Raw genomic sequence first — 21115 nt, 5'->3', positions numbered from 1 at the left:
CGCTGCGGGTCAGGAATCGGTGAGCGTGCTCTCGATGCCGGTGATGCGCGCCTGCTCGTCGAAGCGGAAGGTGGCGGAGCCGGATCCATCCACGACGGTGGCGCCGCCGAACGACTCATCCGTCCACGTGAGCGTCCAGTTCGCGAGACGAGCGAGGTCCCACACCGCCGTGCGGGCGTCGGTGAGCGCAGTACCCGACAGGATACGGGGGAGCGCGATGACCGCGTCGGCCACGGTGAGCGGCGCGATCGGCGCATCGAGCAGGAAGACGGCACGGGTGCCGCCGCCGACCGGGGCGGAGTAGTACGGCGCGCGGCCGGTGAGCTCGACCGCGACGCCGCCGATGACGTGGGCGGCCTGCGCGATCCACTCCTCGTCGGCTGCGGCGTCGGCCGGGAACGGCACCTCGGGGCTGGTGAGCTCGACGATTCCGTGCTCGGCGCCGTAGGTCTGCAGCTGTGCCGCGATGCCCTGCGGGTCTCCTTGGGGGTGGGCCCACGCCCACAGCAGGGAACGGGGTCCCGGCGCGATCGTCGCGATCAAGTGAGCGCGCGTCACGAGCTGGCTCGACGGGTCGGCGTTCGCCGTGAAGGTGAGGGTGCCTGCGGCCATGTCGGCATCCCAACGATGCTCACCGAGCGCATCGGCGGCGGTGGAGAGGGCGCCCTGGCGGAGCGCGGTGAACAGGGCGGCACGGTCGGCGAGGGGCTGGAGCGCGGCGAAGGTCATGAGGACAGTCTCGCCCGCGTAGCTATGAATACGCCAGAGCTAGCTCCGGGCGGTCAGGGTCCCGGCCGGCCTGCCCATCCGCCACACACTCGGGACGAACAGCGTTGTCAACGCGACGACGGCGTAGATGATCCCTGAGGAGATCAGCACGGTCGCGGGATCGACGTGCGTGATCAGCCAGCCGTAGATCAGCGTGCCGATCGGCATCACCACGAAGCTGCCCAGCATGTCGTAGCTGGCCACTCGGGAGAGCTTCTCGCCCGGGATGTTCTCCATCATCGCGAGGTTCCACCCCGTGTTGAAGATCTCGACACCGGCGCCGGCGATGAACGCGGCGATCGCGAGCAGGACGACCGCCGGATGAGCACCCAGCACGGTCAACGGGATGGCGAACGCGGCCATGCCGATCATCCCGAAGCGCAGCGGACGCCGGAGGGGGAACCACAGCAGCAGCAGCGTCATCAGCAGTACGCCGACACCCTCGGCGCTGACCACCCATCCCCAGCCGGCGATCCCGAGCAGATCATTGTTCTTCGCGATGTAGGGGCCGACGACGCCCCAGGCGCCGACGTGGATCGCGTTCATGATCATGAACGCGAGCACGACGGTCCACAGCCAGGAGCGGCTCCAGAACTCGTGCCAGCCGATCCTGAGGTCGTGGAACATCGTGGTCCCTCCGCCGTGCGCGGGAGGAGGAAGCTTCACGAGCGCGAGGATGGGGATCGCGATCAGCCAGCCGAGCGCCTGCACGACCATGGCCCAGGCCGGTCCCGCGGTAGCGACCAGGATGCCGGCGATGATCGGACCGCCGATCGTGACCGCGGAGCGCACGAACGAGAGCATCGCGTTCGCCTGCTGCAGGTGCTCCGGCGTCGTCAGCTGCGGGATGATGCCCTGCATGGCGGGCATCACGAAGGCGGTGGAGGCGCCGTTGACCACCGAGAGGACCACGAGCGCGGGGATCGTGGCTGTTCCGGTGAACAGGAGAGCGGCGATCGAGCCGATCGAGAGGATGTCGATCACGTAACAGGACTGGATGATCAGTGCGCGGGGCAGCCGGTCGGCGATCACGCCGCCGAACAGCACGAACACGATGTTGCTGATCGTGAACGCCGCGAGCACGAACGACAGGGAGAGGGCGTCGTTGTCGATCTCGAGCACTGCGAATGCCAGAGCGATCGACGACATCGATCCGGCGATCATCGTGATCGCACGCGCGAGGAAGAACCAGCGGAAGTTGCGGTCCTGCATCGCTGCGAGCCCGCGGCTCACGTCAGCATTCCGCGTCTGTGAATCCGTCCATCCTGGCACGGTCCCCGCCGGCAGCGGGGCAGGGAGGGGGGACCTCGGTCAGTAGCTTGCGCGCTCGGGTGCTTCGGTGGTGATGAAACGCGCGGCGAGGGCTTCGGAGGCTCGGGCGAGCAGCGCGACATCCGCCCCGACCGCCACGAAATCCGCACCCGCCGCGATGTAGGCGTCGGCGGCGACCGGGTCGAACGCATTGACGCCGACGGGCTTGCCCGCGGCCTGCACCGCCGTGAAGACGTGTTCCACGGCGGTCATGACGCGCGGGTGCGTCTGCTGCCCGAGCAGCCCCATCGAGGCCGAGAGGTCGGACGGACCGACGAAAACGGCATCGATGCCGTCGATCGCGGCGATGTCGGCTGCGGCGTCGACCCCTGCCGCGGTCTCGATCTGCACCGTGAGCGAGGTGTGCTCCGTCGACTCCTGGAGGTAGCGGTCGACGCGGTTCCAGCGGGCGCTGCGTGCCAGCGCGCTGCCGACGCCGCGCACGCCCTCCGGTGGGTAGCGGGTGGCGGCGACCGCGGCCTGCGCCTCCGCGACCGACGACACCATCGGCACGATGATGTTCTGCGCCCCGAGGTCGAGCACCTGCTTGATCGCGACCGTGTCGTTCGCGGCGACGCGCACGAGCGGGGAGATCGGGTACGCGGCGGCGACCTGCAGCTGCAGCAGCACCGACTCCAGGGTGTTCGCGGAGTGCTCCATGTCGATGAGCAGCCAGTCGAGACCGGATCCCGCAGCGACCTCCGTGACGAGCGGGCTCCCCGAGCACGCCCACATGCCGATCAGGGCACGATCGGACGCCGCGAGGCGCGCGCGGAAGGAGGGAGCTAGATGAAGCGGCATGTGATTGTTCCCATCGGTCCGTAGTCGCACAGCACCTCGTCGCCGCGCGACACCCACATCGGGCGTGTGAACGATCCTGCCAGGATGATCTCCCCGGCCTCGAGACGCGCGCCGTGCTGGTGGAACTTGTTGGCGAGCCAGGCGACGCCGGTGGCCGGATGCCCGAGCACACCCGCGGCGACGCCGGTCTCCTCGATCTCCCCGTTGCGGGAGAGCACGCCGGGCACCCAGCGCAGATCGATCTCGTCCGGGCGCTTGTGCACGTCGCCCAGGACCATGGCGCCGTAGGCGGCGTTGTCGCTGATGGTGTCGACGATCGTGCGGCCCTCGAGCTCGATGTGCGAGTTCAGCACCTCGAGGGCGGGCACGGCGTAGTCGATCGCCGCGAGCGCGTCGTCGAGCGTGCAGTCGGGGCCCTCCAGCGGCTGCTTGAGCACGAAGGCGAGCTCCACCTCTATGCGCACGTTCGAGAAGTGGTCGACGGGGATCTCGGCGCCCGTCGGGTAGACGGTGTCGTCGAACATCACGCCGTAGTCCGGCTCGGTGATGCCGGTCGCCTGCTGCATGGCCTTCGACGTCAGGCCGATCTTGCGCCCGACGAGCCGGCGACCGGACGCGAGGTTCTGGTCGCGCCAGACGCCCTGGATGGCGTACGAGTCCTCGACCGTCGCCTCCGGGTACCGGGCGGTGATGCGCGGGATCACGGCGTGAGTGCGATCCGCCTCCGCGAGCTCGGCCGCGATCTGCGCGATCGTCTCTTCTGACAGCATCCGTCTTCCTCCTAGGGGTCGTGGTGCCGGGAGCGTCCTTCGTCCGTCGCTGCGCTCCTCGCTCAGGAACCGGGTGTCTTCAGGGACCGGTTCCTGAGCGAGCGCAGCGAGACGAAGGACGTCACAACTGGTTGCCGAGCTTGCCCTCGCGCTCGTCGGCCCGCGTGTAGCTGAACCCGTCAGCGCCGATCGTGACGGCCATCTCGGAGCTGTCGGTGCGCGCGATGACCGGCTGCGGGTTGCCGTCGAGGTCGAGCACCAGCGAGGCGTCCGTGTACCAGGAGGGGACGACGGGATTGCCCCACCAGTCGCGGCGCTGGTTGTCGTGCACGTCCCAGGTGACCACCGGGTTGTCGGGGTCGCCGGTGTAGTAGTCCTGCGTGTACACCTCGACGCGGTGGCCGTCAGGGTCGCGCAGGTAGAGGTAGAACGCGTTGGAGACGCCGTGGCGGCCGGGACCGCGCTCGATGGCATCCGAGCGGCGCAGCGCGCCGAGCTTGTCGCAGATCGCGAGGATGTTGTGCTTCTCGTGCGTGGCGAAGCAGACGTGGTGCATGCGGGGACCGTCGCCGCCGGTCATGGCGGTGTCGTGCACGGTGGGCTTGCGGCGCATCCACGCGGCGTAGACCGTGCCCTCGTCGTCCTGGATGTCCTCGGTCACGCGGAACCCGAGGTCCTGCATGAATCCGACGGCGCGGGGCACGTCGGGGGTGACCTGGTTGAAGTGGTCCAGGCGCACCAGCTCCCCGGGGATGTGCAGGTCGTAGCGCCAGGACATGCGCTCGACGTGGTCGGACTGGTGGAAGTACTCGTACGGGAACCCGAGCGGGTCGATCACGCGCACCGAGTCTCCGACTCCCTTCACGAAGCCCTCGGGGTTGCGCCGAACGTCGCAGCCGAGCTCGGTGTAGAAGGCCACGGCGCGGTCGAGGTCCTCCGGGGTGCGCACGCGGTACGAGAACGCGGCGACCGCGGCGACAGGACCCTTGCGCAGCACCAGGTTGTGGTGGATGAACTCCTCGGTCGAGCGCAGGTAGATCGCCTCGTCATCCTCCTCCGTCACGTAGAGGCCGAGGATGTCGACGTAGAACTGACGCGACGCCGCCAGGTCGGTGACGATGAGCTCCATGTACGCGCAGCGCAGGATGTCGGGCGGCGTGCTCTGGGGCGTCGCGACCGGGTTGTCGGAGCGGATCGGGGCCTCCTGGGATACATAGAAGCCCGAGGAGGTCAGGGTCATGTCTTCGCGGTGTGTCATGTCAGCGTCCTTGCGTGATCAGGCCAGCGGGGTCAGTTCTTGCCGAAGGTGGGGTTGTGGGACTTCTCCGCGAGCGTGATGTGCACGCTCTGCTGGTCGGTGTAGAAGTCGATCGAGCGGTAGCCTCCCTCGTGACCGAGGCCGGAGGCCTTCACTCCGCCGAACGGGGTGCGCAGGTCGCGCACGTTGTTGCTGTTGAGCCAGACCATTCCGGCCTCGACCGACTGCGCGAAGTTGTGCGCGCGCTTCAGGTCGTTGGTCCAGATGTACGCGGCGAGGCCGTACTTGGTGTTGTTCGCCAGCGACAGCGCCTCGTCGTCGGAGTCGAACGGCGTGATCGCGACCACGGGGCCGAAGATCTCCTCCTGGAAGATGCGGGCGTCGGGGGAGACGTCGGCGAACACGGTCGGTGCGACGAAGTTGCCCTCGTCGAAGCCCTCCGGACGACCACCGCCGGCGACCAGGCGTCCCTCGGTCTTGCCGATCTCGACGTAGCTCATGACCTTCTCGTAGTGCTCCGGGTGCACGAGCGCGCCGACCTCGGTGGCCGGGTCGTGCGGGTAGCCGACCTTGACGCGCTTCGCCTGAGCGGCATAGCGCTCGACGAACTCCTCGTAGATGGAGCGCTCGACGAGGATGCGGGAACCGGCGGTGCAGCGCTCGCCGTTGAGGGAGAAGACGCCGAAGATCGTGGCGTCGACGGCGGCCTCCAGATCGGCGTCGGCGAACACGACGGCGGGGGACTTGCCGCCGAGCTCCATCGACAGACCCTTGAGGAAGGGGGCGGCGTTGCCGAAGATCAGCTGTCCGGTCGAGCTCTCGCCCGTGAAGGAGATGAGCGGTACGTCGGGGTGCTTCACGAGCGCGTCGCCGGCGTCCTCGCCGAGACCGTTCACGAGGTTGAAGACGCCCGCAGGCAACCCGGCTTCCTCGAAGATGCCTGCCCAGAGGGAGGCGGAGAGCGGGGTGAACTCGGCGGGCTTGAGGACCACCGTGTTGCCGGTCGCGAGTGCGGGGCCGAGCTTCCACGACTCGAGCATGAACGGCGTGTTCCACGGCGTGATGAGCCCGGCCACGCCGATCGGCTTGCGGTTGACGTAGTTCATCTGCTTGCCGGGCACCTTGAAGGCGTCGTCGGACTGGGCGACGATCAGGTCGGCGAAGAAGCGGAAGTTCTCGGCAGCGCGACGCGCCTGGCCCAGCGCCTGCGTGATCGGCAGACCCGAGTCGTAGGACTCGAGCTCGGCGAGACGCGCGTCGCGGGACTCCACCAGATCGGCGATGCGGTGCAGCACCCGGGAGCGCTCACGCGGCAGCATCCGCGGCCAGGGTCCTTCGTCGAACGCACGCTTCGCCGCGGCGACCGCGAGCTCGATGTCGGCCTTCTTGCCCGCGGCGGCGGTGGTGTAGGTCTGGTTGGTCACCGGGTCGAGCACGTCGAAGGTGTCGCCGTCGACCGAGTCGACGAAGGCGCCGTCGATGTAGTGCTGGATGTGGTCAGGGAGGTCGGCGGGGATGCGCGAGTCGGTCATGAGACTTCTCCAAGTGTCTGGTGGGAACGGGTGTGCAGGGCGTCGAGGAACGCGTCCCTCGTGCGCCAGCGATGGTTGCGGGCGGCGAGCTCGATCTCGAGGGGCTCTGCGCCCGATCGGATGAGCTCGAGGATCTGGCTGTGCTCCTCGACCGAATGCTGGGCGCGTCCGGGCACATAGGCGAACGTCGAGTCGCGGATGCCGGACAGGCGCGCCCATCCTCGGTGCACGAGGTCGAGCAGGTGCGGGTTCGGGCACGGCTCGAACAGCACCGAGTGGAACTGCCGGTTCAGCTCGGTGAACGCGTGCGCATCGAGGTGACCGAGCATGCGCGACATCTGCTCGTTGACCTCGGTGGCGGCATCGAGCGCTGCGGCGTCGAGCAGGGGAGCGGACAGCGCGGTGGCTGCGCCCTCGACGATGCCGAGCGTCTGCATCGTGTGGGCGTACTCGCTCTCGTCGACGAGCGTGACGCGAGCGCCGACGTTGCGCTCGAACGTGACGAGCCCTTCGGCCTCGAGCCGGCGGATCGCCTCGCGCACGGGTACCACGCTCATGCCGAGCTCCTCGGCGATCGACCCGAGCACCAGGCGGTAGCCGGGTCCGAACGCATGACCCGAGATGCGCGAGCGGATCCAGGCGTACGCCTGCTCCGACTTGCTCGCGCCGCTGACGGTGGTCATCGTCCGGTCCCCGAGTCTTCCTGGGTCCCTGAGCTTTCCTGGGTCCCTGAGCCTGTCGAAGTGCCGGTGGCCGCGACGTAGCGCGCGCGCCACTCGGCGTTCAACGGGAACAGTCCGTCGACGGGGTGACCGGCGGCGACCTGCTCGGCGATCCAGGCATCCTCGATCTCCTGCGCGATGGCGTCGTCGGCGATCTGCTCGGCCAGGGACGGCGGGATGACGATCACGCCGTCACCGTCGCCCACGATGATGTCTCCCGGCTGCACGGTCGCGCCGCCGCAGGAGATCGTGATGTCGACGTCCCACGGCACGTGCTTGCGGCCGAGGACCGAGGGGTGCGCGCCCTGCGAGAACACCGGCAGACCGATCTCGGCCACGGCGTCGAAGTCGCGGATGCCGCCATCGGTGACGACCCCGGCCGCGCCGCGGGTGCGCGCGCGGAGGGCGAGGATATCGCCCAGGGTGCCGGTGGTCGCGTCGCCGCGGGCCTCGATGACGATGACCTCGCCCTCGTCCACGGCGTCGAAGGCGCGTTTCTGCGCGTTGTATCCGCCGCCGTGCGAGGCGAACAGGTCTTCCCGGAACGGCACGAACCGCAGCGTCTTGGCCGTGCCGACGATCTTGCTGCCGGGGATATTGGCGTGCACGCCGTCGATGAAGCAGGAGTGGTGACCGCGCTTGCGCAACTGCGCCGAGAGCCCGGCGGTGGGGGCCTCGAGGAGCTTGGCGCGGAGTGCGGGGGAGAGGCCTGCGTCGGTCTGGGTCCCTGAGCCTGTCGAAGGGGCGGGAGGGAGTCCCGCCGCTTCGCGCGAGCCCCAGGCCTCGGTGCGCTGCAGGTCGTCGACGGCGGGGAGTGAGCCGATCTCACCGTCGAAGGGGACATCCCCCTGCGTGACCGTCGTGACGAGGCGGCCGGAGGACGGCGCTCCGTCGGCATCGGGCGCGTCGACCTCGACCTCGACGACATCGCCGGGGACGATCACGGAGGATCCGGCCGGGGTTCCCGTGAGGATCACATCGCCCGGTTCGAGAGTGAAGTGCTGCGAGAGGTCGGCGACCAGCTGCGCGAGCGGGAAGATCAGGCCGGCGGTGGTGTCGTCCTGGCGGAGGTCGCCGTTCACCCAGGTGCGCACGCGTAGGGCAGCGGGGTCGACCTGGCGTGCATCGATGAGGTGCGGACCGAGCGGGGTGTAGCCGTCTCCGCCCTTGGAACGGACGTTCGAGCCCTTGTCGTTCGCCCGCAGGTCGTACAGCCCGAGGTCGTTCGACGCGGTGACGGCGCCCACGTGCGCCCAGGCCTCGTCGAGCGGAACCCGGCGGGCGGCGGTGCCGATGATCAGCGCGATCTCGCCCTCGAACGCGAGAAGCTCGGTGCCGGCCGGACGTTCGACCGTGCCGCCGGATGACGCGACCGAGCTCGCCGGCTTGAAGAAGTAGGAGGGGGCCGCGGGGCGTCGGCCGCGCTGATCCGCCCGAGACGCGTAGCTCAGGTGGATCGCGATGATCTTGCCGGGGCGGTCGATGGGATCCGTCACGGGGCGCCTCCTCGCGCTCGTCTACAACGCCTTGTGCGTCGTATTCGAAATCATATATCATCGGTTCACCCCTCGGCAAGCAATCCGGATTCACGTCCACCGCACGCCGTGACAGTGCAGTCACAACCAAAGGAGACACCCCATGAGCGGGAAGTCACAGGATGGGTTCACGCCCACCGGAACCATCGCGACAGCGGCCGATCGGCGTCGCGTCGTGTTCGCCACCGTCGTCGGAACCACCGTGGAGTGGTACGACTTCTTCATCTACGCCACCGCGGTGGGTCTCGTCTTCGGGCAACTCTTCTTCGAGCCGCTGGGCGCGAACAGTGCCCTGATCGCGTTCGCGACCGTCGGCGTCAGCTTCCTCTTCCGCCCGCTCGGAGCGTTCCTTGCCGGTCACTACGGTGACAAGCTCGGGCGCAAGACCGTGCTGATGTGGACGCTGATCCTGATGGGCGCCGCGACCGCGCTGATCGGCATCCTGCCCACCTACGAGACCATCGGCATCACCGCGCCGATCCTGCTGGTGCTGCTGCGTATCGTGCAGGGCATCTCGGCCGGAGGCGAGTGGGGAGGCGCCGTGCTGATGGCGGTCGAGCATGCTCCCCGCAGGAAGCGCGGCATCTTCGGCGCCTCGCCGCAGATCGGTGTGCCGCTGGGCCTGCTGCTCGCCTCGGGCGTCATGGCACTGATGACGGCGATCGCGCCGGGAGAGCAGTTCGCGATCTGGGGCTGGCGGATCCCGTTCCTGCTGAGCGTCGTGCTGATCCTGGTCGGCTACTACGTGCGCCGCAAGGTCGAGGAGAGCCCGGTGTTCACCGAGCTCGCCGCCCGCAAGGAGAAGGCGCGCATGCCCATCGTGCAGCTGTTCCGCAAGCACGCCCTGCTCGTGGTCATCGCCGCGCTCGTCTTCGCGGGCAACAACGCGGTCGGCTACATGACCACCGGCGGATACATCCAGGGCTACGCCACGAACCCCGAGGGACCGATCGGCCTCGAGCGCGGCCCGGTGCTGTGGGCCGTCGCCGGCTCCGCCGTCACCTGGCTGCTCACGACGCTCCTGGCCGGATGGGTGTCCGACCGCATCGGTCGTCGCTCGACGTACATCATCGGCTGGGTGCTGCAGCTGGTGGGTGTCTTCACCCTGTTCCCGCTCGTGAACACCGGTGACATCGGTCTGCTGTTCGCCGGACTCGCGATCCTCACGATCGGCCTCGGCTTCACCTACGGTCCGCAGGCGGCGCTGTACACCGAGCTGTTCCCCGCCAGCATCCGCTTCTCCGGTGTCTCGATCTCGTACGCGATCGGCGCCATCGCCGGTGGGGCGTTCGCTCCGACCATCGCCACGGCGATCGTGCAGGCGACCGGCTCCACGCAGGCGGTCACCTGGTACCTCGCCGGGATGACGGTGCTCGGCCTGATCGCGACGCTGTTGCTGCGCGACCGCTCCGGCATCCCGCTCGGACCGGACCATGAGGAGGAGCAGTCCGTGAGCCCGATCCGTGGACTCGCGAAGGTCTGACCGAACCCTGACGTCCACAACTCAGGCGCGATCGGGCGATGTCCCGGCGGATCGGCCGTGGTCCGCGGATCGACTCCGATTTCGCCTGAGTTGTGGACAGCCGCTGACCTCAGCCGTCGAGTGCTTCGCGGATCACGGATGCCGAGTGCTGCAGCCGTGCCGCGATCGCGGCATCGTTCAGGTCGGCGGCCACATGCACCACGGCGATCGCCGCCGGGCGCTGGCCGCGCAGGACGAGCGGGACGGCGACGGACTGCACGGTCGGGATCACCTCGTCGTGGCTGGTGCCGTAGCCCCGGCGCTCCGTCAGAGCGATCGCCTCGCGGAGGGCGGGGGAGACGTCGGCGGGCCAGTCGACCGACCGCAGCTGTGCCAGGATCACCTTGCCCGGTGCGCCGACGGTCACCGGATGCCGGGCGCCGGGGCGCTGGGCCACGCTCGCGACCGCGTGCCGCGGCTCGACGCTGGCCAACGTGATGCACTCCGCCCCGTCGAGCACGGCGAGGAAGCAGGTCATGCCGAGTTCGTTCGCGATCGCCGTGAGCTCGGGGAGGGCCTCGGCCTGCAGATCGTGTGCCACGCCTGCCGCCAGTGCTGCCATGCGGGCGCCCAGGGCGACCGCGCCCGCCGCGTCGCGCACCACGAGGCCGTGGTCTTCCAGGGTGCGCAGCAGGCGATAGGCGATCGAGCGGTGCACGCCGAGACGCAGCGCGATCTCATCGATCGTGAGCGGGGTGCGCGCGTCGGCGAGCACTTCGAGGATGCGGATGCCGCGGCTCAGGGTCTGCGAGGCGGGGGAAGTGGTGGTCACTGCCATGAGAGCGCTCCTCTGCGTCGCTCGCGCCGGTTCTTCCTTGCGTTCGGGGAGGGGCGCGAATATGCTGTGTTCAATAGTAGAACGTCGTGTTCGAATATAGAACACCGACACGCGCAATGCAACACCCAGACAGTGCAGTCCGGAAGGAATCGACGACGATGCAGTTCCACCACCACGGTTACGTCTCCGGCAATCCCCGCGTGCAGGACGCGGCAGGCGTCGGCGTCGACCGCCCCGCCGAGCTGCCGGAGCAGGTCGATGTGCTCATCGTCGGATCCGGCCCCGCCGGCATGCTGCTCGCCGCGCAGATGTCGCAGTACCCCGGTGTGACCACTCGCATCATCGAGAAGCGGGAGGGGCGACTGGTGCTCGGTCAGGCCGACGGCATCCAGCCGCGCAGCGTCGAGACGTTCCAGGCGTTCGGCTTCGCGGAGCGGATCGTCGCCGAGGCGTACAACATCGGGTGGATGAACTTCTGGGGTCCGGACCCCGAGAACCCCCGCGAGATCGTCCGCACCTCGCGCACCGCCGACTACGCGTACGACATCTGCGAGTTCCCGCATCTGATCGTGAACCAGGCGCGCGTGCTCGACTACTTCGCCGAAGCCGCCCTCAACGGTCCGGGGCGCATCGCGCCGGACTACGGCGTGGAGTTCCTCGGCCTCACCGTGCACGACGACGGCGAGTATCCGGTGGAGGTGCGCGTACGGCACGTGGCGGGGGAGCAGGCGGGCGTGGAGCGCGTGATCCGGGCGAAGTACGTCGCCGGATGCGACGGCGCGCGCAGCGGCGTGCGCGAGGCGATCGGACGCACGCACGTCGGCGGCAGCGCCGCACACGCCTGGGGCGTCATGGACGTGCTCGTGAACACGGACTTCCCGGACTGGCGCACCAAGTGCGCGATCAACTCCGAGGCGGGCAACATCCTGCACATCCCCCGCGAGGGCGGCTACCTCTCGCGCATGTACATCGATCTCGGCGAGGTCGCGGCGGACGACGACCACCGAGTGCGCAAGACGCCGGTCGAGGAGATCATCCGCAAGGCGAACGACATCCTGCATCCGTACTCGATCGACGTGCAGCAGGTGGCGTGGCACAGCGTGTACGAGGTCGGGCACCGCGTGACGGACGGCTTCGACGACGTGATCGACGAGTCGGGACGCACACCGCGCGTCTTCCTCACCGGCGACGCGTGCCACACGCACAGCGCAAAGGCCGGGCAGGGCATGAACGTCTCGATGCAGGACGGGTTCAACCTCGGGTGGAAGCTCGGCTCGGTGCTCACCGGTCGTTCGGATGAGGCGCTGCTGTCGACCTACGGTGCCGAGCGGCGCCCCGTGGCCCAGCAGCTCATCGACTTCGATCGCGAGTGGTCGAGCCTGATGGCGCGCAAGCCGGAGGAGATCTCCGACCCGAACGAGCTCGCGACCTACTACCTCGCCACGGCGGAGTTCCCGTCCGGGTTCATGACGCAGTACACCGCGTCGATGATCACGGGCTCCGATGCGCATCAGGCGCTCGCCGGGGGCTACCCGCTGGGCAAGAGGTTCAAATCCACGGAGGTGATCCGGGTCGGTGACGGGAACGTCGTGCACCTCGGGCACCACGCGAAGGCGGATGGACGGTGGCGCGTGTATGCGTTCGGCGACCGCACCGGCGAGACCCTCGCGGCCTGGGCGGAGCAGGCCGAGCCGGTGTTCGCCCGCTTCACCCCGGCGGATGCCGACACGGATGCCGTGTTCGACGTCAAGGCCGTCTACCAGCAGCCGTTCGAAGAGATCGAGGTGACGTCGGCGCCGGCGCTGTTCCAGCCGAAGACCGGTCCGCTCGGGCTGACGGACTGGGAGAAGGTGTACGCCGCAGGACCGAGCAAGTGGACGGAGACCGACATCTTCGCCGCCCGCGAGCTGTCGCGGGAGGGCGTCGTGATCGTCGTGCGCCCCGACCAGTACGTCGCCGCGATCCTTCCCCTGGATGACACCTCGGAGCTCGCGGAGTTCCTGGAGGGGGCGCTGCTGCCCGCCCGCTGAGCGCCTGCTGCCCGCCCGCTGAACGTTCGACGTCCGGGGCGGACGAGTCCTGGAGGATGTCGGTGCTGCGGCGTACCGTGGACGCCGACGGGCGACGACGCCCGACAGGAGGAGCGTGTGATGACCTGGAAGATCGAACTCATCTTCATGCCGGTGAGCGATGTCGACCGTTCGAAGGAGTTCTACACGAAGATCGGATTCAACCCCGACCACGATCAGACGCCGACCGAGGGCTTGCGGTTCGTGCAGATGACGCCGCCGGGCTCGGCCTGCTCGATCGCGTTCGGTACCGGGCTCGACATCCCGCTCGAGCCCGGACAGCAGAAGACGATCCAGGTGGTCGTGCCGAACGCCGACGAGGCGAAGGCGCAGCTCGAGGCGGTCGGCGTCGCGACCAAGGGCGTCGAGGACCTCGGATGGGGGCGGTTCGTCTGGTTCGACGACCCGGACGGCAACACCTGGACGCTGCAGGAACTTCCGGACTACGCGGCCTGAGAGCGGGGGAGTGCGCGCGGCGTCGACTCTCGTCAGCCCGCGCACTCCGTCGACTGGTCTGTGATGATCCACTCGGTGGCCGGACGCGTCATCACCACGGTGCCGCAGTCGCCGGAGCCGAGGTAGGTCACGAAGAGGGTGGCATCCGTGTCGGTCTCGTGCTGCACGGCGATGTCGACGTCGGTGCTCTGATCGAGTGAGCGATAGAGCTCGGCTGTGGTCGTGATCATCTGCTCGCAGCTGTCGATCCCGGTGACTCCGTTCGCCTCGAGCTCGGCGATCATGCGGGTCACGAGTTCCGGCGTGAGGCGGGCGCAGGCGGTGTCGACGTCGGGAAGTCGAGACGCCTCCAGCCATTCGCGGAATCCGTCGGTGGCGCTCTGGGGCGATTCGGTCTCCGCCGGCTCGGGAGTCTCTACTGCCACTGGGGTGGGGGATGCCGCGGTCGGTGTCGCCGTCGCCGAGCCTGACGCGTCCGTGCCCGGCGAGCACGATGCCAGGGCCATCATCACGACGAAGACCGCCGCAGCGATCGTCGTCTTTCCGTATCTACTCGCGCGCCACGTAGTCACCCGTTGATTCTGGCAGATCGTCGTGCGGCAGCCGCGCATCCGCGGGCGCTCGCCGAGTGCACGGCATACCCACGAGTGCACGGCATAGCCGCGCGAACTGCTCGTCCACTCGGCAGCAACCCGTGCACTCGGCGGGGGCTTCAGGAGAGGCGGACCGCCCCGCCGGACACCACGATCCCGCCGCGGGGCGGGATCGTCACGGTGAGCAGGCTCGGACGTCGCACGTGCGCTCCCTGATGGATGCGGATGGTCCGATCTACCACGCCCCGCTCCCGCAGGAAGGCGCCGGTGGATGCCGCCGCGGAGCCCGTCGCCGGGTCCTCGGTGATGCGACCGACCGGGAAGAGGTTCCTCGCGTCGACGTCGGACTCGCCCGCCGCGTGCAGCACCGTGACGGTGCCGTGCCACCCCTGCTCGCGCATCAGTGCCGCGACGGGGGCGGGGGAGAAGCGGAACTGGTCGAACAGCTCGCGATCACGGATGACGAGGATCGGATGCCAGTTCCCGGCGAAGGCCTCTTGCGGCGGGAAGCGCGGATCGAGATCGGACAGCTCGATCCCGAGCAGTTCGAGCAGGCGCGCGAGCACCCCATCGTCGAGGTCCCGCACCTCTGGTTCGACACTTGTGAACGAGACCGTGACCGTGCCCTCGTCGTCCAACTCCGAGCGGAGGGACACCTCGCCGCCGCCGGTCTCGAAGAGCACCTCGCCCGCCCCGCCCCGCTCGGCCAGAGCCACGGCCGTCGCGACCGTCGCGTGCCCGCAGAACGGCACTTCCGCGGCGGGCGACCAGAACCGCACGCGGTAGCGGGGAGTGCCGGTGTCGGTGCAGCGCGAGGTGACGAACGCGGTCTCGGAGTATCCGACCTCGGCGGCGATCTGCAGCATCCGCTCGTCGCTCAGTCCGGCAGCGTCGAGCACGACACCGGCGGGATTGCCCCCGCTCGGGTCTGCGGCGAAGGCGTTGTACCGCAGGACCTCGGGAACATCCGTCATGAGGAGGAGCCTAGCCGCCGTCGCGTCAGGAGTTCACGCGGATGATCTCCTGCTGGTACGGCGCGATCACGTCTCCCGAGATGCGCAGATCCAGCAGCAGGAAGCGGCGGGTGGCCGCATCCTCCCCAGCCCACGCGGCGAGGCGGTCGAGGTCGGCGAGCGTGCGCACCACCACGCCCTCCGCGCCGACGGCTGCGCCGAAGGCGGCGAAGTCGACTTCGGGGATGCGCATAGGTCCCTCGGCGAGTCCTTTCAGGCCGTACAGGTTGACCTCGGCGCCATAGGCCGCGTCGTTCCAGATGACCGCGATACCGCGGCCACCGGCGGCGCGGACCGCGGATTCGAGGTCGGCGATGGCCATCAGCCCGCCGCCGTCTCCCGAGGTCAGCACGACCGTCGCGTCGCGTCGCGCCAGTGCGGCACCGACGACGCTGGGCCATCCCTGACCGATGGACTGGAAGGCGGTGCCGATCATCATCATGCGATCAGGAGCGGCGACGGGCCAGTACATGTTCGCCCAGCCGATGAAGTGTCCGCCGTCGGAGACGACGACGCGGTCCTCCGGCAGCAGCTCGGCGATGCGGCGGGCGGCAGAACGCGGGTCGAGGCGTCCGTCTGGCGCGAGGTCATCACCCGCGTCATACCTGCGGGCGGCGGCGACATCGACCCTCTCCCGCCACGGGGCTGTGGGAGCCGCGGGCACAACTTCGGAGCTCGCGGGCGACACCCCGGCGGACGGAGCGGATGCCGCGGCGTGTCGTGCCTCTTCTCCGAAGCTGTGCACGGGGGTGGAGGCGCCGGCCACGGGGGTGGGGGCGGTGGTCAGGCGCGACACCAGGGCCTCGGCGGCCAGGCGCGCGTCGGCACGCACGAAGCCGCCGATGTGCGCGTGGGTCGCCGCCGGGGTGATGTCGATCTGGAACACGCGCGTCCCGGGAGCGAAGAGCTCGCCGAAGCGCATCGTGAACTGGTTCAGGGAGGCGCCGAAGACCACCGCGACGTCGGCGGAGCGGATGAGCTCCATCGCCCCGTCCGCGCCGAAACCGCCGGTGACGCCGAGGTCGTAGCGGCCATCCGGGAAGACACCGCGACCGAGTGCCGAAGAGGCCGTGAGTGCACCCGTCACGTCCGCGAGCTCACCGAGAGCGGCGCTCGCGCCGGCGAGCCAGGCTCCGCGGCCGGCGAGGAGGAACGGACGCTCGGCGCTTCGCAGCGCGGCGGCGATCTCATCGAGCATCCCCTCGGCGAACTCACCCTTCGGCGCGAGAGGAGCGGGCACGCGCGGGGACGGCGCGTCGGCCACCGGTCCGGCCTCCAGCGCGGCGACGTCATAGGGGATCGCGAGCACCACGGGTACGCGGTACGTGAGCGCGTGCTCGATCGCGATCACGGTGGTGGCAGCGGCATCCGCGCGCCCGACCGTATAGGTGCGGGCGTCCACGGCGGAGGCGAGGGCGATCTGGTCGACGTCCCATGGACGCGGGCCCGAGGTCGGCTCGTCGCCCACCACCAGCACGAGCGGCACGTGCGCCTGCACGGCCTCGGCGAGCGCCGTGAGGGTGTTCGTGAACCCGGCGCCGTAGGTCGACGTGCCGGCGGCGATGCGTCCGGACGCCCGGAAGTGCGCGTCTGCGGCCACCACGGCGCCCTGCTCGTGCCGGACGGCCGTGAACACCGCGGAGGTCTGGGTCTCGATCGCGTCGAGGAAGTAGGCGTTGCCGTTGCCCATCACGCCGAAGACGGCATCGATGTGCTGGGCGAGGGTGAGCGCGACGTGCGCAGAGACGGTGGGCATGCGAAAGCCTTTCGAGACAGGGACGGAGAACGGGGTATCCGTATGTGTCTCGCCTCCGCTGCAGTGCGAAGTGCTTCGTGCCCCTTTTTCGGGCACCGGCCGCCGAACGACCGGACAGATGAACTCTACCGCTCCGGCCCGGCTCTGTCGCCGCTCCGACTTCCCTCGGAAACATCATCGAAATCACGCCGCGGAAGTATTCCGACATGGAGTCGCTGTTCAACGGATACACCTCTCGTCGGTCGCCGGTGCGGAACGGGCCGCAGCCCTGGGATGAGATGTTCCCCTCTGAGGCGCTCCCGGGCGGCGGCGAGGTGCGACTGCCGTACCGGGACATGTACCCCGCGCTGGCCGGGATGGACGATGCGGAGCTGCGGGCGCGGACGGATGCACTGGCCAGCTCGTACCTCGCGCAAGGGGTGACCTTCGACTTCGCCGGGGAGGAACGGCCGTTCCCGCTCGACGTGGTCCCGCGTGTGATCGCCGCGGATGACTGGACCTACGTCGAATCCGGGGTGAAGCAGCGCGTGCGCGCGCTGGAGGCCTTCCTGGCAGACGTGTACGGCCCGCAGCTCGCGGTGCACGACGGCGTGATCCCGGCGTCGCTGATCAGCTCGTCGTCGCACTTCCACCGCCAGGCTGCGGGCATCGTCGGGGCGAACGGTGTGCGCATCCACGTCGCCGGGATCGACGTCATCCGTGACGAGAAGGGTGCCTGGCGGGTGCTGGAGGACAACGTCCGGGTGCCCAGCGGCGTCAGCTACGTTCTGGCCAACAGGCGGGTCATGGCGCAGACGCTCCCCGAGCTGTTCACCAGTCTGCGCGTCCGGCCCGTCGTCGACTACCCGGGGCGGCTGCTGCAGGCCCTGCGCGCTGCGGCTCCGGCGGGTGTCGAGGATCCGACGGTGGTCGTGCTGACCCCCGGCGTCTACAACTCCGCGTACTACGAGCACACCCTGCTGGCGCGCATGATGGGCATCGAGCTCGTCGAGGGTCGCGACCTGTTCTGCTCCGGTGGGCGGGTGTGGATGCACACGACCGCCGGGCCGACGCGGGTCGACGTCATCTACCGTCGCGTCGACGACGAGTTCCTGGACCCGCAGCACTTCCGGCCGGACTCGGTGCTGGGCGCACCGGGGCTGATGCTCGCAGCACGACTGGGCAACGTCACCCTGGCGAACGCGATCGGCAACGGCGTCGCCGACGACAAGCTCGTCTACACGTATGTGCCGGAGCTCATCCGCTACTACCTCGGCGAGGACCCGATCATCCCCAACGTCGACACCTGGCGTCTGGAGGAGCCGGATGCGCTGGAGGAGGTGCTGGACCGGCTCGACGAACTGGTCGTGAAGCCGGTCGACGGCTCCGGCGGGAAGGGCCTCGTGGTCGGCCCCGACGCCTCGCGGGCCACGCTCGAGTCGTTGCGGGCGACGCTGCTGGCGGATCCGCGCGGATGGATCGCGCAGCCGGTGGTGCAGCTGTCGACGATCCCCACACTGGTGGAGGACGGATTCCGGCCGCGGCACGTCGATCTGCGGCCGTTCGCCGTGAACGACGGCACCGACGTCTGGGTGCTCCCCGGCGGCCTCACCCGGGTCGCGCTGCCCGAGGGGCAGCTGGTGGTGAACTCCAGTCAGGGGGGAGGGTCGAAGGACACCTGGGTGCTGGATCCCTCCCTGTTCACCGGGCCGAACACCACGGTCGCCGGCCTCTCCGACCCGGCCTCCGACGAGGTCTCGATCGCCACCGGGGCGATCGCGGTCGTCGCCTCGCCGCCGCGAGAGGAACCGCATCCGCCGTTCCTCTCGTCGCCGCAGGACGAAGACCTCGAGGCGCGTCACCACCAGCAGCAACAGCAGCAACAACAGCAGCGGGTGGAGGGGGATCTCTCATGCTGAGCCGCATCGCCGAGGCGTTGTTCTGGATCGGTCGCTACGTCGAGCGCGCCGACGGCACCGCGCGCATCCTCGACGTGCACCTGCAGCTGCTCCTGGAGGACCCATGGGTCGAGGAGGACACGGCGTGCCGTGCCCTGCTCTCGGTCATGGGCACGACGGTCGAGGGCGATGCGCCGCTCGGACGCGACGACGTGGTGCGACTGCTCGCACTGGATCGGGAGCATTCGGCGTCGATCGCCCATTCGATCGCCGCCGCCCGCGAGAACGCCCGCCGTGCGCGCGAGATCATCTCGACCGATCTGTGGGAGACCCTCAACGAATCCAACGCGCGGATGCCGCGGTGGATCGCCTCGGACAAGACGCACCCGTTCTTCCGCTGGGTCCGTGATCGGTCGGCTCTGGCGTTCGGCGTGGTCGACTCCTCGACGAGTCGCGACGAGGCCTGGCAGTTCTTCGTGCTCGGCCGGTCGATCGAGCGGGCGGACATGACCGCGCGGCTGCTCGCGACGCGGTCGCTGACGGATGCCGGCGGCCCGAGCTGGACCACGCTGTTGCGCAGCTGCGGCGCGTACGAGGCCCATCTGCGCAGTCATCGCGCGGTACCCACGGCCGCGTCGGCCGTGGAGTTCCTGCTCGTGGACCGGCTGTTCCCGCGGTCGGTGCTCTCGAGCATCCTGCAGGCGGAGGAGTGCCTGCGCGGTATCGACCCGGCGGGAGCGTTCGGAGCGCCGGACCGCGCCCACCGCGTGCTGGGACGGATGCGCTCGGAGCTGGAGTATCGACCGGTCGGTGACATCGTGCATCGGCTCTCGGAGAGCATGGAAGAGGTGCAGGTGGGGATGTCGGATGCGAGCGACGCGATCAGGGAGCGGTACTTCCCCTCGATCGCGATGCCGGTGTGGATCGGAGAAGCGCTGTGAGCCGCCTGCGGATCGTGCATCGGACCGGGTTCCGCTACGAGAAGCCGGCGACCGCGTCGTACAACGAGGCGCGGATGCTGCCGCACTCGCGCGAAGGGCAGTTCGTGCTGCAGGCGACCCTCGACATCTCGCCGACCGCGACCCAGCACTCGTATGCGGACTACTGGGACACCCGGGTGTCGACCTTCGAGGTGCTGACCCCGCATCAGCTGCTGTCGGTCACCGCGACGAGCATCGTGGACGTGCGGGCGACGTCCCCGTCGACCGCCGTGATCGACTGGGACGAGCTCGCCGCCCGTATCCCGCTGTCGCTCTCGCTCGCCGAGGGGGTCACGCAGACCCCCGCCACGGCGCCCGACGCCGAGATGATCGCGCTCGCGCAGCGGATCAGGGCCGAAGGGCGTGACGTCGACGCCACCGCGTTCGAGATCTGTCGCACGGTCGGCGAGGCCATGGAGTACCAGAGCGGAGTCACCGGGGTGAACTCCACCGCGCGAGACGCGTGGCCGGCGCGCTCGGGTGTCTGCCAGGACATCGCCCATGTCGCGCTCGGCGTGCTGCGGGCGATCGGCATCCCGGCACGCTACGTCTCCGGCTACCTGCACCCGGATCCGACGGCGCCGATCGGACAGCCCGTCATCGGCGAGTCGCACGCCTGGGTGGAGTGGTACTCGGGGGAGTGGCGGGGATACGACCCGACCAACCTCGCCGAGATCGGGGAGTCGCACGTCTACGTCGGCCACGGTCGCGACTACGGCGACGTCCCTCCGCTGCGTGGTGTGTACGCCGGGCCGAGTGCGTCGGAGCTCTTCGTGTCCGTCGAGGTCACGCGGTTGGAGTGACCCTCGCGTGGATTCGGGCGCCGATCGGATGCAGGAGAATGAACCAGTGACTGATGCAACGATCGAGCGCGAGACGCTCACCTGGGACGGATTCGGCGCGGCGACCCGCGAGCTCGCACGCACCATCGTCGACAGCGGGTTCGTGCCCGAGGTGGTCGTGGCGATCGCGCGCGGTGGCCTGCTGCCGGCGGGGGCCATCGCCTACGGTCTGGGAGCGAAGAACTGCGGCGCGATCAACGTCGAGTTCTACACCGGCATCGGCACCGTGCTCGATGCCCCCGAGGTGCTGCCGCCGGAACTCGACATGGCCTACCTCGACGGCCGCCGCGTGCTGCTGGTCGACGATGTCGCGGACTCCGGTCGCACACTCGCCCTCGCCGTGCAGCTGCTCAAGGACAAGGGCGCCGACGTGCGCTCGGTCACGATCTACACGAAGCCCACGACGATCATCCAGCCCGACTACGCCTGGAAGGACACCGACCTCTGGATCAACTTCCCGTGGTCGTTCCAGGGCACCGTGGTCGAAGAGGATCAGGGGCTCGCTCCTTCGGCCTGAGCGCCAGGGCTGCGG

General features: G+C 69.3%; 19 protein-coding genes. 7 read left to right on the top strand and 12 right to left on the bottom strand.

From position 1 onward, the window contains the following. Nucleotides 1-9: 9 nt before the first annotated feature. The 8 genes from ACIOVG_RS02385 to ACIOVG_RS02350 all read right to left on the bottom strand — a co-directional run bounded on the left by ACIOVG_RS02385 (nucleotide 10) and on the right by ACIOVG_RS02350 (nucleotide 8658). On the bottom strand, nucleotides 10-729 hold the full coding sequence (locus ACIOVG_RS02385; protein WP_400868672.1) for a DUF6882 domain-containing protein: 720 nt from the start codon (nucleotides 727-729) through the stop codon (nucleotides 10-12). Nucleotides 730-768: 39 nt separating this feature from the next. After that, entirely contained in the window at nucleotides 769-2001 is a 1233-nt protein-coding gene (locus ACIOVG_RS02380; RefSeq protein ID WP_400868670.1) for an MFS transporter, read from the bottom strand. A 78-nt stretch (nucleotides 2002-2079) separates the two neighbouring features. After that, nucleotides 2080-2880 carry an HpcH/HpaI aldolase/citrate lyase family protein gene (locus ACIOVG_RS02375; RefSeq protein WP_400868668.1) on the bottom strand — a complete coding sequence of 267 codons (801 nt, stop codon included), beginning with the start codon at nucleotides 2878-2880 and terminating at the stop codon, nucleotides 2080-2082. Next, nucleotides 2865-3650, bottom strand: a complete 786-nt coding sequence (locus tag ACIOVG_RS02370) for a 2-keto-4-pentenoate hydratase (protein ID WP_400868666.1) — start codon at nucleotides 3648-3650, stop codon at nucleotides 2865-2867. Before ACIOVG_RS02370 ends, ACIOVG_RS02375 begins: the two co-directional genes overlap by 16 nt. Nucleotides 3651-3771: 121 nt before the next feature. Further along, nucleotides 3772-4908: a 3,4-dihydroxyphenylacetate 2,3-dioxygenase gene (hpaD, locus tag ACIOVG_RS02365; RefSeq protein WP_400868664.1), complete on the bottom strand. Its 1137-nt coding sequence runs from the start codon at nucleotides 4906-4908 to the stop codon at nucleotides 3772-3774. A gap of 32 nt (nucleotides 4909-4940) precedes the next feature. Beyond that, nucleotides 4941-6440 carry a 5-carboxymethyl-2-hydroxymuconate semialdehyde dehydrogenase gene (gene hpaE, locus ACIOVG_RS02360; RefSeq protein WP_400868662.1) on the bottom strand — a complete coding sequence of 500 codons (1500 nt, stop codon included), beginning with the start codon at nucleotides 6438-6440 and terminating at the stop codon, nucleotides 4941-4943. Then, nucleotides 6437-7123, bottom strand: a complete 687-nt coding sequence (locus ACIOVG_RS02355) for a GntR family transcriptional regulator (protein WP_400868660.1) — start codon at nucleotides 7121-7123, stop codon at nucleotides 6437-6439. Before ACIOVG_RS02355 ends, hpaE begins: the two co-directional genes overlap by 4 nt. Further along, nucleotides 7120-8658 carry a fumarylacetoacetate hydrolase family protein gene (locus ACIOVG_RS02350; RefSeq protein WP_400868658.1) on the bottom strand — a complete coding sequence of 513 codons (1539 nt, stop codon included), beginning with the start codon at nucleotides 8656-8658 and terminating at the stop codon, nucleotides 7120-7122. Before ACIOVG_RS02350 ends, ACIOVG_RS02355 begins: the two co-directional genes overlap by 4 nt. Nucleotides 8659-8800: 142 nt before the next feature. On the opposite strand from ACIOVG_RS02350, the gene ACIOVG_RS02345 reads away from it, so the two are divergent. Beyond that, a complete protein-coding gene (locus tag ACIOVG_RS02345) occupies nucleotides 8801-10180 on the top strand; it encodes an MFS transporter (protein WP_400868656.1) in 1380 nt (459 codons plus the stop codon). Between the two features lie 109 nt (nucleotides 10181-10289). Here ACIOVG_RS02345 and ACIOVG_RS02340 read toward each other — a convergent pair whose 3' ends face one another. Then, complete coding sequence (locus tag ACIOVG_RS02340; protein WP_400868654.1) at nucleotides 10290-10997, bottom strand: IclR family transcriptional regulator; 708 nt, start codon at nucleotides 10995-10997, stop codon at nucleotides 10290-10292. A gap of 158 nt (nucleotides 10998-11155) precedes the next feature. Between ACIOVG_RS02340 and ACIOVG_RS02335 the strand changes: the two genes are divergently transcribed. Then, nucleotides 11156-13027, top strand: coding sequence for an FAD-dependent monooxygenase (locus ACIOVG_RS02335; RefSeq protein WP_400868652.1), 1872 nt, complete (start codon nucleotides 11156-11158; stop codon nucleotides 13025-13027). A 120-nt stretch (nucleotides 13028-13147) separates the two neighbouring features. After that, nucleotides 13148-13522 carry a VOC family protein gene (locus tag ACIOVG_RS02330; RefSeq protein ID WP_141872774.1) on the top strand — a complete coding sequence of 125 codons (375 nt, stop codon included), beginning with the start codon at nucleotides 13148-13150 and terminating at the stop codon, nucleotides 13520-13522. A gap of 32 nt (nucleotides 13523-13554) precedes the next feature. On the opposite strand, the gene ACIOVG_RS02325 is transcribed toward ACIOVG_RS02330, so the two are convergent. The 3 genes from ACIOVG_RS02325 to ACIOVG_RS02315 form a co-directional block, all read right to left on the bottom strand. After that, nucleotides 13555-14094, bottom strand: coding sequence for a hypothetical protein (locus tag ACIOVG_RS02325; protein WP_400868649.1), 540 nt, complete (start codon nucleotides 14092-14094; stop codon nucleotides 13555-13557). Between the two features lie 140 nt (nucleotides 14095-14234). After that, the gene (locus ACIOVG_RS02320; protein ID WP_400868647.1) at nucleotides 14235-15089 is read right to left on the bottom strand and encodes a PhzF family phenazine biosynthesis protein; all 855 of its coding nucleotides are present in this window, start codon (nucleotides 15087-15089) and stop codon (nucleotides 14235-14237) included. Nucleotides 15090-15114: 25 nt separating this feature from the next. Next, nucleotides 15115-16884: a thiamine pyrophosphate-binding protein gene (locus ACIOVG_RS02315; RefSeq protein WP_400868645.1), complete on the bottom strand. Its 1770-nt coding sequence runs from the start codon at nucleotides 16882-16884 to the stop codon at nucleotides 15115-15117. Between the two features lie 206 nt (nucleotides 16885-17090). On the opposite strand from ACIOVG_RS02315, the gene ACIOVG_RS02310 reads away from it, so the two are divergent. Genes ACIOVG_RS02310 through ACIOVG_RS02295 form a run of 4 tightly spaced genes read left to right on the top strand, consistent with a single transcriptional unit; the run spans nucleotide 17091 to nucleotide 21100 of the window. Then, on the top strand, nucleotides 17091-18782 hold the full coding sequence (locus ACIOVG_RS02310; RefSeq protein ID WP_400868643.1) for a circularly permuted type 2 ATP-grasp protein: 1692 nt from the start codon (nucleotides 17091-17093) through the stop codon (nucleotides 18780-18782). After that, nucleotides 18776-19702, top strand: a complete 927-nt coding sequence (locus tag ACIOVG_RS02305) for an alpha-E domain-containing protein (RefSeq protein ID WP_400868641.1) — start codon at nucleotides 18776-18778, stop codon at nucleotides 19700-19702. The genes ACIOVG_RS02310 and ACIOVG_RS02305 overlap by 7 nt, the downstream gene beginning before the upstream one ends. After that, nucleotides 19699-20544 carry a transglutaminase N-terminal domain-containing protein gene (locus ACIOVG_RS02300; protein WP_400868639.1) on the top strand — a complete coding sequence of 282 codons (846 nt, stop codon included), beginning with the start codon at nucleotides 19699-19701 and terminating at the stop codon, nucleotides 20542-20544. Before ACIOVG_RS02305 ends, ACIOVG_RS02300 begins: the two co-directional genes overlap by 4 nt. A gap of 28 nt (nucleotides 20545-20572) precedes the next feature. Next, complete coding sequence (locus ACIOVG_RS02295) at nucleotides 20573-21100, top strand: phosphoribosyltransferase (RefSeq protein WP_247630609.1); 528 nt, start codon at nucleotides 20573-20575, stop codon at nucleotides 21098-21100. Nucleotides 21101-21115: the final 15 nt, after the last annotated feature.

It is taken from the genome of Microbacterium sp. NPDC087591, assembly GCF_044743625.1.
Lineage (GTDB): Bacteria > Actinomycetota > Actinomycetes > Actinomycetales > Microbacteriaceae > Microbacterium.
Note: the sequence above shows the minus strand (reverse complement) of the source record. Positions and strands in the feature narration are given on the sequence as shown.